Raw genomic sequence first — 16,224 nt, forward strand, 5'->3', positions numbered from 1 at the left:
AGCACGCGCTGCGCGTTGTCAACGTAGCTGCCGTAGTCCGAGGTCGCCAGGTCAACGTAGACGTAGCCGGTAAGTTGCCCGTCTTCGTCGCGGATCATCGATGGGCCCGGGCTCAAGTCGATATGCGCGACCTCACCGAGCGGAATCTGCGCGCCGGTTGGCGTCATGATCAATATGCGACGAAGAGCGTTCAGGTCGCCGCGATAGTCCGCGAGATAGCGGACATTGATCGAGTAGCGCTCGCGCCCCTCGACGGTGGTCGCGATATTCTCGCCGCCCATGCCGGAGCTGACGGCGCGCTGAACGTCTCCGACTGTCAGCCCGTACCTCGCTGCGACTGCGCGGTCGACATCCACGTTGATGTAGAACCCTTGAGAGACTCGTTCGGCGAATATTCCTCGCGTGCCCTGAACGGATCCCAGGATCTCTTCGATTTGCGAACCTATCTGTTGAATCCTACCGACGTCGGGACCCTGAATTTTCAGTCCTACGGGGGTCTTGATGCCGGTCAGCTCCATGTCGAGCCGATTCTCGACCGGCATCGTCCACGAGTTAGACAGACCGGGGAAATGTAACCTGTCATCCATTTCCGCGATCAGGGAATCGTAAGTCACGCCCTTTCTCCACTGGGCGCGCGGCTTGAGCATGATCGTCGTGTCGTACATGTCGAGCGGTGCGTTGTCGGTCGCGCTATCTGAACGTCCGACGGAGCCGAACACGCTTTCGACTTCGGGAAAGGTGCGGATGATTTGATCCTGCTTCTGCATCAGGTCTACCGCTGACGAGATGGAAATTCCGGGAAGGGCCGTAGGCATGTAGAGACTCGATCCTTCGTACAGCGGCGGCATGAACTGACTGCCAATCGTGAACAGCAGCGGAATTGTGAGGATCACGAATATCACGTTGGCGACGATCGTCAGGACGCGGTGACGCAGGCACCATCGGATGACCGGCAGATAAATGGCCTGGAAGAAGCGCGAGATCGGATTGTCGTCCTCCGGACGCAGGCGCTCGCCCCGAATGAAGAGGACCATCAGAACAGGGACCACGGTGATCGCGAGAACTGAAGAGAAGCCGATTGCAAAGGACTTGGTGTAAGCCAGCGGCCGGAACATCCGTCCCTCCTGCGATTCGAGCAGGAACACCGGCAGGAATGAGACGACAATAATTATCAGCGAGAAGAAGATCGGGCGGCCGACTTGCTTTGCGGCCGATAGCAGAATTCGCTGCCGTTCGGATGGGGAAACCGACTCGCCTCTCAGCGACGCGTGGTGCTGCGCTTCCGATAGGTGTCGATAGCCGTTCTCGACCATCACGATCGAAGCGTCGACCAACACACCTATGGCCAGCGCCAATCCGCCGAGCGACATGATGTTGGAGCTGATCTGCAAATAGTACATCGGGATGAAGGTCGCGATGACCGCGATTGGCAGCGCAAGGATCGGGATCAGCGCGGAACGTAGGTGGAAGAGGAAGATGATGATCACGAGGCTGACGATGACGGCCTCTTCGAGAAGATCGCGTTTCAGAGTATTGATGGATGCCTGGATGAGTCCCGACCTATCGTAGCCGGCGACGATCTCGACGCCGCGCGGCAGAGTCTTTTGAATCTGAGCGAGCTTCTGCTTGACCCCGTCGATGACGGTGAGGGCATTCTGCCCGTAGCGCATCACGACGATGCCGCCGACGGTCTCGCCGTCGCCGTTCCATTCCGCGGCGCCCTCGCGCAGGTCGGGACCGAGACTGACGACGCCTAAATCTCTTATCAGCACCGGTATGCCGTTGTTGGTCGCGACCGAAATTTCTTCGAGGTCCGCTACCGAGTGGACGTAGCCGAGGCCGCGGATCATGTAGTCCGCGCCCGACATTTCGAGGACGCGGCCACCGACTTCGCCGTTGCTGTCGCGGATTTTGTCGATCACCGTTTCCAGCGGAACCTTCAACGCCAGCAACCGATTCGGATCGAGCTTGACCTGGTACTGCTTGACGAAACCGCCGATAGTGGCGACCTCGGAAACTCCCGGGACGGTTTCGATCGCATAGCGGACGTTCCAGTCCTGCAAACTGCGGAGGTCGGCCAGACTGTGAGTACGACTCTTGTCGACGAGAGCATATTCATAGACCCAGCCCGCGCCGGTCGCATCGGGTCCGATCATCGGATTCACACCGGCGGGGAGCTTGCCTGTTATCTGTTCGAGATATTCCAGCACGCGGCTGCGCGCCCAATAGATGTCAGTGCCGTCTTCAAACACGACGAATACATACGAGTCGTTGGGCATCGTCTGCGCGCGGACCGCCTTGACATGCGGCGCAGCGAGCATCGCAGTGACAATAGGATAGGTCACCTGATCCTCGATGAGATTGGGCGGCTGGCCCATCCATTCGGTGTGGATAATCACCTGAACATCGGAAATGTCCGGTAGCGCGTCGAGCGGGATTCGATCCAGCGACCAAATGCCGGCGAGTAAAAGCGCCAGCACGCCGAAGAACAGGATGAAGCGGTTGGCATTGCACCAGTCGATAGTTTTTTCGATCATGCTACTTTCCTCACATCGCCATGGAGCCGGTGGCCGACACGTCCACCTGCTTCGTAGCGATCGTATTGCCTCCTTTCGACGCCGAGATCGTCAGGCTCCAAGTGCCGCCGCTAGGCAGTTCGATATTAGTGGCGTATAAGCCTTTCCCCTGATCATTTGCGGTGCCTTGCGCGTGCATAGCTGCCATCCCCATCGCAGGCATCGCTGCCATATAGAAGGAGACCGTTACTTGAGCGCCTGAGATCGGCGCGCCCTTGGAGTCGAGGAGCGTCACGATCACTTTGTTCTGGCCTCGCACGAGAGGATTGGGATCACTCGTGAATTCGATGCTCGCCTGCGGTATCGCCTCGGCCGCTTGTCCAACGGCATTCGCTCCAACTCCGGGCGGAGGTGGCACGAACGCTCCTGCGGCCGCTTGGAGTTGGCTTTCCGAATCGATCAGGAAATTCGCGGAGCTGACAATCTGCTGACCCGCCGCGAGTCCCTTGAGCACGATGAATTCGTCGCCTACGTGCGCACCCAACTCGATCTCGGCAGGAGTCAGATAACCGTCACCGCGATCGATGAACGCGACGTTGTGCGTGCCGGTGCGCAGAACGGCAGTGTCGGGGACGACAGTCTGCTCGCCCATCGGGAGGTTGAGCGCAACGTGCGCGAACATCCCGGGCAGGAGCTGGCCCTTGGGGTTGTTGAACTCGCATCGAACTTTCGCCGTGCGAGTCATGGGATCGATCTGCGGCTGGATAAAATCGACGCGTCCGTCGAAATTCGTGCCCGGATAGGCGTCGACGGTAACGGTCGCGGGATCGCCAGGATAGACCTTTCCGACCTCGTTTTGAAACACCGCCGCATAAATCCAGACCTTCGACAGATCGGTGATCGTGAACAGCCGTGTGTCCGGCTGAACGTACATGTTGGGAAGCGCGTTGCGCTCGACGATGTATCCGCTCATGGGAGAGTCGATCTCGACGGCGCGGCGCACCGTGCGCTCGCGTTCCAGGCGCGCGATCTCGCGCGGCGACACTCCCCACAGCTTGAGCCGCTCCGCAGCGGAATCGACTAGCGAGGAAGCGTCGGCGGTCACATCGGCGACGGTGCTATCCTTCACCCGCTTGCGCGCCTCGATAGCGAGCAGATACTCGCTCTCGGTGCTCATGAGATCCGGACTGTAAATCGTGAAGAGCGGCTGGCCGCGTTGGACGTACTGGTAGGTGGAATTGGCGAACACTTTTTCGATCCATCCAGCGAAACGTGTCTGCACGTAGCCTTGCAGCCGTTCGTCGGCCTCGATGTTGCCGGTGGTCTCGAGGCGGTCGCTCACGTCCTTTCGCTCCACGCTCGCGAACTTGAGTCCGATCAACTGCCGGCGCTCCGGCGTGATGCGGATGGGCGCGAGCTGGGAATCCGCTCCGTATGCAATTGGCGTCGCTGTAAAAATCAGGAATCCAAGCGCCAAGGAAACAGTTGCGAGTCGCCATTTTGATGAGTTGTAGTTCATCGTCGGTCACCAATTACTTGCTGGAGTTTGGCGATAGCGATCTCGTGGTCGGTGAGGCTACGGAAATACTCCTGCCGGAGGTTCTGCAAATCGAGAACCGACGAGAGCAGGGTTTGGAAATCGACTTTGCCTACTCGATACGCGGCCGTCGCCGAGGCCTGCGAGGTTTCGGCCTGCGGGATCAGACCGTCACGATAGATGGATAGGATCCGCTCCGCGGTGCGCATCGCGACCAGGCTGCTTTCTCCATCTGAGGAAACCTGTAGCTGAGTTGCGCGGACCTGCTCTCGCGCCGATTCGGCTTCGAGCGCGGCCTGCTCGATTGCGGGCGTCTGCTTGCGCCAAAAATAGAGCGGAACCTTCGCGCCCAAGCTCAGCATGTAGTAGTCGTTGAATCCTGGGCCCGTTTTTTCGTACGAATATCCGACCGTGAAGTCCGGCCAGTAGCCCTGATGCGCAAGCTTCAAGGCTTCCGCGCTGCGCGCTTCCATCGCGCGATCCGCGGCAAGGTCGCGAGAACCGCTGTCGGCCAACTGCACGAGCTGCGATGAGTCGAGCTGGAGCTGCGTCATTTCGACATTGCCGATGTCAATATTGCGCGAGTCGGGATCGCGCCCGAGGAGCTGCTTGAGTTCGAGCTGTTCCTGATCCTCCTCCTGATGATGCATCGCGTGCTCCTTCAGGAGCTCGGTGGTCTGCAGCTGCGCCTTGATTAGGTCCTGCTGCAGGCCTTGTCCGAGGCGATAGCGGGTTTCGGCGATCCGCTGGATCTGTCTGAGCTCCTCCTGATTGCGATCTAGGATCGCCAGCGTCTTCGCGTGATAAAACAGCTCGTAGTACAGCTCCTTGACCTTTTCCTCGACTGCACGCCCGGCAGCTTCATTACGATGCTTGGAGTACTCGGCGTCCTTTTCGGCTTCGGACTTCTGCAAGCGGAGCTTGCCGGGACCCGGGATGTCCTGCGAGACGCCGAAGCCGGTGTAATAGAAGTCGCTGCTCTCGTATCCAGAAAATGGCTGCGGACTTCCTACAGTGAAATGCTGAAGCGACACCTGTGGATCGGGCAGCGTCGACGCCTGGATCGGCACCTTGGTTTGAGCCTGCCAGTGGCTCCGCGCGGTGAGTACGACTGGGCTGCGGGCAAGCGCCTCATCGACAAGCGCTCGCAGTCGATCGGAACCGGCGGTTGTCTCCAACGTCGGAGCGCCATCCTGCGCACGTCCCGATGACGGAAAGACAGTCAGAATTGCGCCGGCAAATAGCGTCACCAAAATGTTTCGCGCCGCTGTGCGGCGAACGCTCTCGCGTCGTTTCATAATATCCAACCTTCCAGCCGCGATTGATGGCGGCGCGGCTCGTGTCCGTAGATCTCTTTTTCGAATTTTCGCGAGCGGGCAGCACGCGAGCGTCCGCGACGGATGCGACGCATCCGCGCTTCAACTTACGCGCAATATGGAAGGTTCAGATCTGACGGGAACAGAGAAGGGCTAACGAAGCGGGACACTCTGGTGGCGGGTACCTACGAGCGACGACGGTATTCTGCAAGTGCGAAATCGCGACTTTTGTGCCGGCTACGGGCATCGTCGCCGCCGAATCGAAATGGTGCGCGTCTTGTGCTTGAAGGGCGGCTCTGTCCGGTGCAATCGGAGCTTTGCAGCAGTTCACATGACTCACCGGTGCGCTCGGCGAACAATTCGCGCCGCAACAATCTGTCGTTGAACAGGCCAGCACAGGCGGAACACTAAAGCTGAGCGGAAGGAGCGCAGCGACGAGAAGTATGGCGAGAAAGCGCACGTCCATCACCCTAACCGGACTGCCCGGCACAGGCAATCTGTCTGTATCTACGGACCCGCACTGGGGAACGCCAAAACCGAAATCGAAAATTGTGGGCAGTAAGTGGGCACTCTGCCGACCCTCGGATTGCGCGAATCGCTGTAAGTACCTAATAAATAAGGGCGGAGGAGGAAGGGGCCCGGTGGCCCCACCGGTCTTCAAATCCCCTTCTACTCAGTACGACAAGCGTTCTGATGTCAGGCAGCGAATGAAAGAGCGGCTTTTTTGGTTCGCGACGCTACCCAAGATCACCCAGTCGGAGCTGGGAGTGGGCCCTCGGTGGGCACCTACTTTGGTTCGGTCAACCTTAAGGAGATCTGAAGCGATCCCGAGAAGAGCCGGATCCACGGCGAGCAATTCTCTTCATCTCGGATGCTCACATTAGCGCCGAATAATGCGCCACGCTCGGGTTGAATCCCACCCTTCGGATTCTAAAGGGTCTCGAGGGTTCTAATCCCTCTCTCCCCGCCACACAGTCTGTAATGCTTCCCTACAATCTGGAATGAGCGGGAAATCCGCGCGTGATGTGGCGCTTCTGCGCTTGATGCGAACCGGAGAACGCGAGTCCTGAGCCCTATTTCGGCGAATTTCTTGGGTTTGTCTCCAGGCGCAGAAAAGCCGGTTCGCTTCACGGTCCGAGCAAATGCGGCCACTCGGCCTCGAACTAAGACAGTACCGACGCAGCCAGAACCGCTATTTCTGCTTTTGCGTTAACACTGCATCGTTGCTTGATTGATTAGCGCGCCCGATGTCACGAAGCGGCGTCGCTAATGAATCGTTGTCCCCGAATCATATCCAAAGTCCGGAAGAGAGGTTCTCGCGTATGAGCAACTTGACGGCAACGGATCCCGATCTCGCGATCGGCCGCGGCAGGATTTTTGTGTCGCTCATCGCTCTCCTCTCGATTTTTATTGATCCCACCAACGGAGGTTTCCTTGGAATCGAGTCGTATGCCCTTGGTGTTCTGCTGGCTCATCTCGGGTACAGCATTTTGATGTACATCGCCTTGCAAAAGACCTTAGACCACCACGACTTGGCGACCATCTCGGTTCCGCTAGACGTGCTATTTGCGACCGCCGTGGCGTTCGTCACTGAAGGCCGACCCACCAGTCCGGCTTTCGTCTTTTTCGTTTTTGCGATCGTTGCGGCAGGATTCCGGTACGATCCGCGAACCTGCCTTGGGGTGACAGTGTTTAGCGTCATCACGTATTTGATGGCAATTTATTTCGCTTCGCACTTTGTCTCGAACTTATATTTGATGAGAGGCGCCTATCTCGCGATCACGGGCTACGTAATCGGTTTCTTTGCCGACCAGCGGGAGAAGTTTGAGGCTCGCGTGCGCGATCTCGAAAGCGCGGCCGAGCGTCAGGCCATAGCTCGTGATCTACATGATGGCTACGTACAGGCGCTCGCCGCGATAAATCTGCGTCTGGGAGCTTGCGAACGATGGCTCGATCAAAATCAGGCATCCAAGGCGCGCACCGAAGTCATAGGAATACAAGTCGAGGTCACCCGAGAATACGACGAGGTGAGGAAGTACCTCCATTCTCTTGCGAATACGCAATACAACGCTTTGGATCTGGGTGCACCGACCATCGAACAGACGAGATTCCAGGTGAATGCCAATTTCGCGACGACGTCAGTACTGGTCGAGCACGCTCTGCAGATCGTACTTGAGGGAATGCGCAACGCTCAGCAGCACGGCAGGCCGCACATCGTTACGGCCAGTGTTCAAGGGTTGAATGATACGATCCGGATTACGATCGACGACGATGGAGTAGGATTTGCCGAACCAGATCGTCCACCTTGGTCGATTGCCTCGAGGGTGGCCGAGGTCGGCGGCGAACTCAGGATGGTTGCGGAGGGCCACTCGGGAGCGCACCTGCAAATCGACTTGCCGGCGGCTTGATCATGCAGACACCGATTCGACTCATCATCGCTGACGACCATGCAGTCTTTCGCGAGGGTCTGAAGGCGCTGCTCGCAACCTACAATCGATTCAAAGTCGTGGCTGAAGTGGAGAGGTCCGGCGATTTGGACGCCATCGTGTCTAACACGCCCTGCGATGTTGTGCTCCTCGATCTGCAGATGGACCAGTGGGTAATGAACAAAATTGAAGGGTTGTCGCGTCACGCGATCGTCGTCGTGCTCACTGCGAGCGAGAGCCCGGAGGATTCCGCCGCTGCCCTCAGACTGGGGGCTCGCGCCGTGGTCCAGAAACGCTTTGCGCTCGAGACGCTGATCGCCGCGATGCAGGCGGCGGTCGATGGATTCGTCTCATCGCCTCCGACGTCGCGAGCTGAATTTACGGAACGGTCGGGCAGCGGTGGGGCTTCAACCGGGCTCACAGAGCGAGAGTCGTCAATCGTTCGATACGTCGCGGAGGGATTGCGCAACGCGGAGGTAGCAAAGCTGTTGTCAATCACTGAGGGAACTGTGAAAGTTCAGCTCAACAAAATTTTTCACAAGATTGGCGTTCGCGATCGCGTTGAACTTGCGCACTATGCTTATCGCAAGGGGTTGATCAAGGTGGACACGCGACGTTGAACGCGCCGTGCATCTTGCTCTGTCGTGCTCAGACAGTGCGCAATCTGCCGCCTATTCGAACATCATCACTTTGTCTCTGTTGATCGTCATTCCCCGATTTGAACACGTTCTTGAGGGCTTCTATATAACTTTGGTTAGTTCGACCGATTAACTCAAGTTGTACGTAAGTACGACGTCGGTCACTTCAACGGTTTGCCCACGCACTGGCATACGCGTTGCAATTCGCACTTCTTCGACAAAGCAATTTTCATTTCCGAGTTTGCACTCTTTTGAGAGGAGGCCATCGAATGTCGTTGGTGTCTCAACACGTCTGGAGCGCTTCGAGTCGATATCCGGCTTTGAGAATTCCGGCCGAAATGCAATGGAGGGATTCACTCAATGGGTGCGAATAGTCAACAAGGATGGGCGCTGCTGCTCTTCGTTGTAGGTTTCACATTTTTTGTGGGTGGCCTTTTCGCGTTGGGGCCGATCTTCACAATCTTGGGACTCACGGGCCTCATCGTTTCATTGGTTTGGTGCTACCGCATTAAGCCACTCGAGAACGAAGTGCCGGAGCCGGTTGGCGTCCCGACCAAAGAGAGGCGAGCCAGTTAGCCGGTGCTAAGAACCGAAGCTAATTCGAGGGAGAACAAATGAAGATTGTTGGTCTTTTAGTCTGTGTGCTCGGATGGTTCATCGCCGTCCTGAGCGTGAAAGTACCGGGCGTGTACGCGCAGCTGTTGGTCGCGGCGGCAGGATTTGTCGTTGCCGTGGTCGGGGCTGTTGGAATTCTCAACAGCGCGCACCTCAAAGATGCGATTTGGAAAGCCTGAGGGGAAAACGTCGATGCTGATACGAATCAATCGCTCACGCCATCGGCTCACGAAGCTGATGGTCCTGGTTCTGGCCTCTGCCTGGCTGTTGCCGACTACGATCGTACTGGCTCAGGCACCGACCGCGGCCCCGTCCGCAGCTGCTTCGCCGGCCCCGCCTCCATCGGTGCCGATCACCACCGGCGACATCAGGGCTATCAAGGGACCCTCCCCCGACGATCTGGCTAAAGGCGACCCGGGCGGTACCTTAACCGGAACCGTCAACGACATTCCGGTTAGCGACACAAAAGCCGGGCTGAGCCTTGCCGACATCATCAACACTGTCGGCCAGAATCGAATCGCAGACAACTTCATATGGACCCTGGTCACCGGCTACCTGGTCATGTTCATGCAGGCCGGGTTCGCGGCGGTTGAGACCGGGCTATGCCGAGCGAAGAACGCCAATCACACCTTCATGATGAACTTCATGGTGTACGGTTGGGGTTTATTCGCTTATTGGGTAATGGGATTCGCGCTTCAGCAGGGCGGGTGCGCACCCAACACGAATCTCGGCGGGCTGAGTCCCCTCAACTCCGAATTTACTCTCAACTTCCTTGGCGGGAAGCCTTGGGGACTGTTCGGTGAGCGCGGATTTTTCCTGAGCGGCCCAGCCTACGATGTTGGCGTGATGGTGATGTTCCTGTTCCAGATGGTCTTCATGGACACGGCCGCGACGATCGTCACGGGCGCCGCAGCCGAGCGCTGGAAGTTCCTCGCGTTCTCGATCTCGACATTCTTCCTCGCTGCGATCGTATATCCGCTCTACGGCAACTGGGCATGGGGCGGTGGATGGACATCTCAGTTGGGCGTGAATTACGGGCTAGGCCACGGCTACTGCGACTTCGCCGGCTCCGGAGTGGTTCACGCCGTCGGAGGAATGACCGCTTTGGCGGTCTCGATGATCATTGGGCCTCGCATCGGAAAATACACCAGGACTGGCAAGGCCAACCCGATGCCTGGTCATGACATGACGATGGTCCTCATCGGGTGTTTCATCCTCGCGTTCGGCTGGTTCGGGTTTAACCCGGGAAGCACGCTGGGAGCGTCGGGTAACGGCAATCTTCGCATCGGCTCGATCGCGGTTAACACCATGCTCGCTGGATGCACGGGCTCGATCGCGTCGCTGCTCTACATGTGGATCCGCTTCGGCAAGCCCGATGCTTCGATGGCGGGCAACGGTCTGTTGGCAGGGCTGGTGGCGATTACTGCGCCCAGCGGGTTCGTCAACACCGTCGGTGCCGCAATCATCGGATTCGCTGCCGGAATGATCGTCTGTCTTAGCGTCGAATTCATCGAACGCGTTCTTAAGGTTGATGATCCGGTTGGTGCGATCTCGGTCCACGGGACCTGCGGTCTGTGGGGTGTCCTCTCGGTTGGTCTCTTCGCCGACGGCACAAGTAACTACGGCGGCAGCTGGAACGGCGTGAACGGTAACGTCACCGGGCTGTTCTATGGCGATCCCAGTCAGCTCGTAGCTCAGCTCATAGGGTGCGCAACCTTGGTCGGCATCGTTTTCACCCTGTCTTACGTGTTCAACTGGATCGTCGACATCCTGGTTGGGCAGCGGGTGAGCGCAGCGACCGAACTGCAAGGCCTCGACATTCCCGAAATGGGCGCGCTGGGATATCCGGAGTTTCAACTGGTGAGCGCCTCGCTTGAAGTGCCGGCAGCAGACTGACACAAGGAGCCAGGAAAAATGGCAGGACAAATTATTTTCACAATCGTAATGTTGGCTGTTTTCGTCGGTTGGCAGTTCATCAAACCCGGCCGCAGCGTCTTTGATAAGTAGACTGTCAGATGGAAACGGCCCTACAATCAGAAGAGAAGGGTTCAGCTGGTTTGATGGACGGGAAACGCCCCACGCCAATCGTACGAGATGCTCACTCACTTCTGGTGCGCGGGATCGATGCATTGGAGCGTAACCACATCGATCAGGCTGTCGTTCTCCTGAGCCAGACGGTGCAGATCGATACCGAGTCGTTTCTTGGGCATTTGGCACTCGGCATCGCTTTGACCAAGGCGCTTGACATACCAGCAGCCGAGCGGGCGCTGGAAACCGCGATCAGACTCCAGCCGCGAAACTTTTACGCTCATCTGCGCATGGCCGAATTGTATCAGCGCGTCGGGGTCCCAAAGCGGGCGAAGGAAGAATTGCAGACGGCGCTGGATTTGGCAGGAAGCTCCTACGAGAAGAAAATCGCGCGCGCTATGATCGCCGCAGAGGAGCATCGAGAGCCTCGTCGCGCGTGGCGGCCTGACTTCTCCGGTTTGTTGGGCAGAAAAAGGCGGGAATAGTGGCCATCAACAAGATCACCGTCCTGAGCCGGCAGCGGTACTTCGCCTTGACCGCGACGGCGGCGATAGCTGCTGGCGCCGGGGCGATCATGTTTGGGGCGCCCCTGATACCTGCGTCCATAGGGGTTGTGGTTGCGGTTGGTTGGCTGATTTGGCGCGCGCCGGCTGCGTAGATGTCGACACTCCGAGAATGAATGAGGAGACGAGATGAAGAAAATCGAAGCCGTAATCAAGCCTTTCACCCTGGATGCCATCAAACAGGAGCTGCATAGCCTGGGCATCACGGGTATGACTGTCTACGAGGTGAAGGGATTCGGCCGTCAGAAGGGTCACACCGAACTGTATCGCGGTTCAGAATACGTCGTCGATTTTCTGCCCAAGCTGAAAATTGAGTTGGTGGTTAAGGACGATCAATATGAGCCGGTGATTGACGCAATCAAGCTCAAGGCGCACACCGGAAAAATCGGCGACGGCAAGATTTTCGTCACCGAGCTCAAGGACGTCATTCGGATTCGCACCAACGAACACGGCGATAGCGCGATATGAGCGGGCGGAGCCCCGCTTCTCGAGCGGTCTGCTGATGATCTATGGGTTAGGAGCGATTCTGCTGGTCGTCTTGCTCGGTCCGGTGATGTTTGAGCCGATCGGACAAAACATAGAAGTTTTCTTCCTCGTCGTCGGTGCGTTTGCCTCTGCGATTAGCGGTCAATGGGGACGCGAGTTGCTTCACGCCGCAGTGACCGAACCGATAGCCTTGACCGTGGCGGTCCTGGTCTTTGGTGTTGTGGTGAGGCTGGCGCGTCCATGGCTCGACAGGGGAGTGGAGCGCTTGGTCAAGATCGTCGACGCGAGGTGGATATATTTTGGTTTGATCATCGCCCTGGGACTGCTCTCGAGTGTGATTACGGCGGTGATAGCCGCCCTAGTTTTGGTCGAAGCTATCGCGCTGCTCAAGCTGGATCGGCGTAGCGAGATAGCAGCCGTGGTGCTGGCCTGTTTTGCAATCGGACTGGGCGCAGCGCTCACCCCGGTTGGTGAGCCACTGGGCACAATCGCGATCGCCGCTCTCAAGACCGACTTCTGGTACCTAGCGCGATTACTGGGACCATTGGTCGTTCTCGGGATAGGAATCGTCGGTATTGCGAGTCTGTTCCTGCCAGCAAAATACGGGCATTCGCTAAAGGCAGATGCTCATACGGAGAATTGGTCAGAGATTTTTTTTCGCGCGGGGAAGGTTTACCTCTTCGTGGCCGGGCTGGTTGGGCTTTCCTGGGGGCTGCGCCCGCTCGTTGAGACCTACATCAGTCATTTGCCTCAGGGCGTTTTGTTCTGGCTGAACTCGATTTCGGCGGTGGTCGATAATGCCACGCTTACCGCAGCGGAGATTGGCCCTTCGCTGTCTGTCGCACAGCAACGCGGTGTGCTGATGGGTCTGCTGATCAGCGGGGGTATGCTCATTCCTGGCAACATCCCGAATATCGTTGCGGCCCAACGTCTGGGAATTTCGAGCCGCGAATGGGCTCGTGTAGGCTTGGTCGCCGGATTTCCACTAATGGCACTCTGCTTCGGCGCTCTCTACTTGATGGCATGAGCCACTGGCAACATTTTCACGAGCCCAGAACACCCAGGCGGAGGATTTATCCGCATGGTCTGGTAGGACCTGATGAAAACGACGAGGGGGAGGCTGCGATTGAAACCCTGATGCCGTCCCGCAGGAATCCGACAGCGATGCATGCCGACGAGGAGGAGCTTCTCCTCGAGAGCCGCTGCCTCTTGATGACCGAATTTATCGAGGCCGCGCACCGAGCCGCCTCTACCAATGCTACTATTCTACTGACCGGCGACAGCGGCACCGGCAAGAACGCCTTTGCGCGCCAAATACATAGATGGAGTCGGCGACGCGAGGCACCGTTTCTAAGCGTCGATTGCGCAGCGATACCCGAGCATCTTCACGAGAGCGATCCCTTCGAGGATCTAAAGAACACGCTGGCAGCTTTGCAAGCCGACCGCGAAGGCCGACACGACGTTTCGGACTCTGCCACTCTGCTTTTGGACAATCTTGTGGACCTCCCGCCAGCTGCTCAGGCAAGGCTTCTGCAGTTCGTCGAAGAGCGGCAAGCTCTTCCCAATTTGCCCGCTTCCGGTTTGCGCTTTCGAATCATTGCGGCGTCCAGTCGCGATCTTGGTGGAGAAGTGGCGGCTGGACATTTCCGTAGCGATCTCTTCTACCGGATCAACGTTATCGCGTTGAGAATTCCCACGCTGGTTGAACGCCGTCGGGATATTCCCGTCCTGGCCGCTCATCTGCTGGCGCGTGCTGCGCCTCGTATTACTCAGCACCGATTGCACCTCTCCGCCGGAGCTGTCGCGACGATGGCGAACTATCACTGGCCCGGCAATGTCCGCGAGTTACGAAACGCGATCGAGCGCGCGGCCGTGCTTTGCGCAAGTGATCTCATCACAGAAGAGCACCTGCCTAGCGATGTGCGAATTGCTAGACAACGTCGAACCTTTATTGAGGGCAAGCCGCTCACCAGTCTCGAAGAGGTCGAGCGCAGCCATATCGTGGATGTTCTGAAAGGAAGCTCTACCATGGAACAGGCCGCGGCTGCACTCGGCATCAACATTTCAACACTCTGGCGAAAGCGAAAGCTTTACAAAATCGAGTAACCGGAAATCCGCGGTTGCGGGAACCGGCGTCGGGAACAGGAGAACGGATCCATTATAATGGTTAGATCGTAAGTAGCCTCAGGACATGGCACGGTGCCCGACGAAGGAGCTGATCAGCAGTCCCGCCGATCAAGAGATCGAGCAGGGGCGTTTGTCCACGCGTAGATATGACTATTAGGTCAACGTTGAGCTTGCGCACGAGCTGCCCGATGACTTCGTGAACGACGCCGAAGCAGAGTTCGGAACGGCATTTTGGGTAGAGCTGTGTCGCTTCTTCCTCGAAACGCTTGAGCTCCTCAGATGCCTTCTCGCCATGCTTCTCGAGTAAACTGGTGGCATCAGACCAACGCGAGGTACCGCGAGGTAGAGGCTCTACGACGTGAACGATTACCACTTCAGATTCGTAGTCGCGCGCCAATTCAATCGCGTACTTTAGCGCCGTGAGCGAATGTTCAGAAAAGTCGACGGGTACCAAAATCCGCTCGATTTTCATTGTTTTTTCTCCGAGGAGGTTAGGCTCCCGGCCCTGCTGAGAGCAGAATTGCGTCCCTTCTCAAAACCCGATCGCGCGAACTAAGAAGCGAAAGGTCGCTGGGAGTGCTCGCCGGGTGGCTGATGAGTTCGAGGTGTCAGCCCTATCATGAACCGACGTAATGAGATCTGAAAGCAACTCTCCACTAGCGCGACCTCTAGAGTCGCGCGGCAACAACACGGCGATACCTAGCTTGGTGGGGGCGGAATTCCTAGCGCAAGAGAGGCGCCAGACAATTTTGAATTGGCGACCGCGGTTGCAGTTGCGACGTTTGGAATCGACAGCGGCGCGGCGTTCGCGGCTGTGATCGGACCCCCTTATTGAAGTTATGCCTACTGAAAACTCCGAAAGCAGCGAAAAGTCTAGAGTTTTGGTATGTACCGTCGTAGTGTCGCCGTGCTTAAGCTCGAGCGATTGATCGTTTCTAGGCTTGTATGCCGATTCCGTAGTCGGGCGGTGGTCGAACTAGAGAACCTCGCACTCCGTCATCAGCTGCACGTTCTTCGTCGCCAGCGGCCAGGTCGCCTGCGGCTGTTCGCGATCGACCGCTTGCTCTGGGTCTTGCTGTACCGATTGTGGCCGCGCTGCCTGGATGTGATGGTGTGGTCGAGCCGGCCACCGTCGTCGAATGGCACCGGCGGGGCTTCCGCTTGTTTTGGCGTTGGCGCTCCAGATCCGGGCGACCGTCAGTGGAGCGCGAGATTCGCGACTAATTCGGCGGATTAGCGGCGTCAACCCGCTCTGGGGTGCGCCCCGGATCCACGGCGAGCTGCTCAAGCTCGGTGTTGAGGTCAGCCAAGCGACCGTCGCGAAGTACATGATGCGAAGACGAGGTGCGCCTTCCTCGACCTGGCGCAGCTTCCTGCGCTATCACGCCGAAGGCATCGATGCGATAGATTTGTTCGTTGTCGCGTCCGCATCGTTTCGGCTGCTTTACGTGATGATCATTCTGGCGCACGGTCGCAGGAATATCGTACGCACCGCGGTCACCAAACATCCGACCGCAGCCTGGCTCTCGCGTCAGGTAACCGAAGCGTTTCCCTGGGACACCGCTCCGCGCCATCTGCTGCGCGATCGCGACGCGTCGTATGGCTCGTACTTCTGCAGCCGGTCGAAGCGATGGGGATCAAGGAGGTCGTCACGGCGCTACGCTCACCTTGGCAGAACCCTTACGTCGAGCGCGTGATCGGTTCGATTCGCCGCGAGTGTTTGGATCACATAGTGATCTTTAACGAGCGCCATCTGCGCCGCGTCTTGTCCTGGTACGTGGAGTATTACCAACGCACCCGCACTCATCTTTCGCTCGAGAAGGGTTGTCGGGACCCGCGCCCGATCATGCCACGCCGGATCGGAAAGGTAATCGCCATCTCTCAGTCGGCGGCCTGCATCATCGCTACGAACGCCACGCCGCCTGATTCGTCCCTGATTCCCGCTCACCAATGGTTGCGCTCCGCCCTGTAC

The 16,224-nt window shown here is 57.9% G+C and carries 14 protein-coding genes; 10 read left to right on the top strand and 4 right to left on the bottom strand.

Annotated elements, in window-relative coordinates; all coding sequences use genetic code 11:
- The 3 genes from WB650_RS10545 to WB650_RS10555 all read right to left on the bottom strand — a co-directional run.
- On the bottom strand, positions 1-2,537 hold a 2,537-nt coding region (locus WB650_RS10545), incomplete at its 3' end, for an efflux RND transporter permease subunit (protein ID WP_423960377.1).
- Between the two features lie 10 nt (positions 2,538-2,547).
- On the bottom strand, positions 2,548-4,035 hold the full coding sequence (locus tag WB650_RS10550) for an efflux RND transporter periplasmic adaptor subunit (protein WP_422304149.1): 1,488 nt from the start codon (positions 4,033-4,035) through the stop codon (positions 2,548-2,550).
- Positions 4,032-5,351 carry a TolC family protein gene (locus WB650_RS10555; protein WP_422304148.1) on the bottom strand — a complete coding sequence of 440 codons (1,320 nt, stop codon included), beginning with the start codon at positions 5,349-5,351 and terminating at the stop codon, positions 4,032-4,034. The genes WB650_RS10550 and WB650_RS10555 overlap by 4 nt, the downstream gene beginning before the upstream one ends.
- A 1,397-nt stretch (positions 5,352-6,748) precedes the next feature.
- On the opposite strand from WB650_RS10555, the gene WB650_RS10560 reads away from it, so the two are divergent.
- From WB650_RS10560 to WB650_RS10595, 8 genes are all read left to right on the top strand, one after another.
- Positions 6,749-7,777 carry a histidine kinase gene (locus WB650_RS10560; protein ID WP_422304147.1) on the top strand — a complete coding sequence of 343 codons (1,029 nt, stop codon included), beginning with the start codon at positions 6,749-6,751 and terminating at the stop codon, positions 7,775-7,777.
- Positions 7,778-7,779: 2 nt separating this feature from the next.
- Positions 7,780-8,415 carry a LuxR C-terminal-related transcriptional regulator gene (locus WB650_RS10565; RefSeq protein ID WP_422304146.1) on the top strand — a complete coding sequence of 212 codons (636 nt, stop codon included), beginning with the start codon at positions 7,780-7,782 and terminating at the stop codon, positions 8,413-8,415.
- A gap of 632 nt (positions 8,416-9,047) precedes the next feature.
- A complete protein-coding gene (locus WB650_RS10570; protein WP_422304145.1) occupies positions 9,048-9,227 on the top strand; it encodes a hypothetical protein in 180 nt (59 codons plus the stop codon).
- A gap of 13 nt (positions 9,228-9,240) precedes the next feature.
- Complete coding sequence (locus WB650_RS10575) at positions 9,241-10,944, top strand: ammonium transporter (RefSeq protein ID WP_422304144.1); 1,704 nt, start codon at positions 9,241-9,243, stop codon at positions 10,942-10,944.
- Between the two features lie 119 nt (positions 10,945-11,063).
- Complete coding sequence (locus tag WB650_RS10580) at positions 11,064-11,561, top strand: tetratricopeptide repeat protein (RefSeq protein WP_423960381.1); 498 nt, start codon at positions 11,064-11,066, stop codon at positions 11,559-11,561.
- Between the two features lie 207 nt (positions 11,562-11,768).
- Complete coding sequence (locus WB650_RS10585) at positions 11,769-12,107, top strand: P-II family nitrogen regulator (protein WP_422305773.1); 339 nt, start codon at positions 11,769-11,771, stop codon at positions 12,105-12,107.
- Between the two features lie 34 nt (positions 12,108-12,141).
- The gene (locus WB650_RS10590; RefSeq protein WP_422305775.1) at positions 12,142-13,152 is read left to right on the top strand and encodes a DUF1646 family protein; all 1,011 of its coding nucleotides are present in this window, start codon (positions 12,142-12,144) and stop codon (positions 13,150-13,152) included.
- Between the two features lie 137 nt (positions 13,153-13,289).
- Positions 13,290-14,231, top strand: coding sequence for a sigma 54-interacting transcriptional regulator (locus WB650_RS10595; RefSeq protein ID WP_423960383.1), 942 nt, complete (start codon positions 13,290-13,292; stop codon positions 14,229-14,231).
- A gap of 61 nt (positions 14,232-14,292) precedes the next feature.
- Here WB650_RS10595 and WB650_RS10600 read toward each other — a convergent pair whose 3' ends face one another.
- Entirely contained in the window at positions 14,293-14,724 is a 432-nt protein-coding gene (locus tag WB650_RS10600; protein ID WP_422303599.1) for a universal stress protein, read from the bottom strand.
- Between the two features lie 700 nt (positions 14,725-15,424).
- On the opposite strand from WB650_RS10600, the gene WB650_RS10605 reads away from it, so the two are divergent.
- On the top strand, positions 15,425-15,949 hold the full coding sequence (locus WB650_RS10605) for a transposase (RefSeq protein WP_422303598.1): 525 nt from the start codon (positions 15,425-15,427) through the stop codon (positions 15,947-15,949).
- Positions 15,883-16,224: integrase core domain-containing protein (locus WB650_RS10610; RefSeq protein WP_423960385.1), on the top strand; the 342-nt coding region annotated here is incomplete at its 3' end. The genes WB650_RS10605 and WB650_RS10610, both read left to right, overlap by 67 nt.

This window comes from Binatus sp. (SeqCode), from assembly GCF_049584895.1.
GTDB lineage: Bacteria > Desulfobacterota > Binatia > Binatales > Binataceae > Binatus.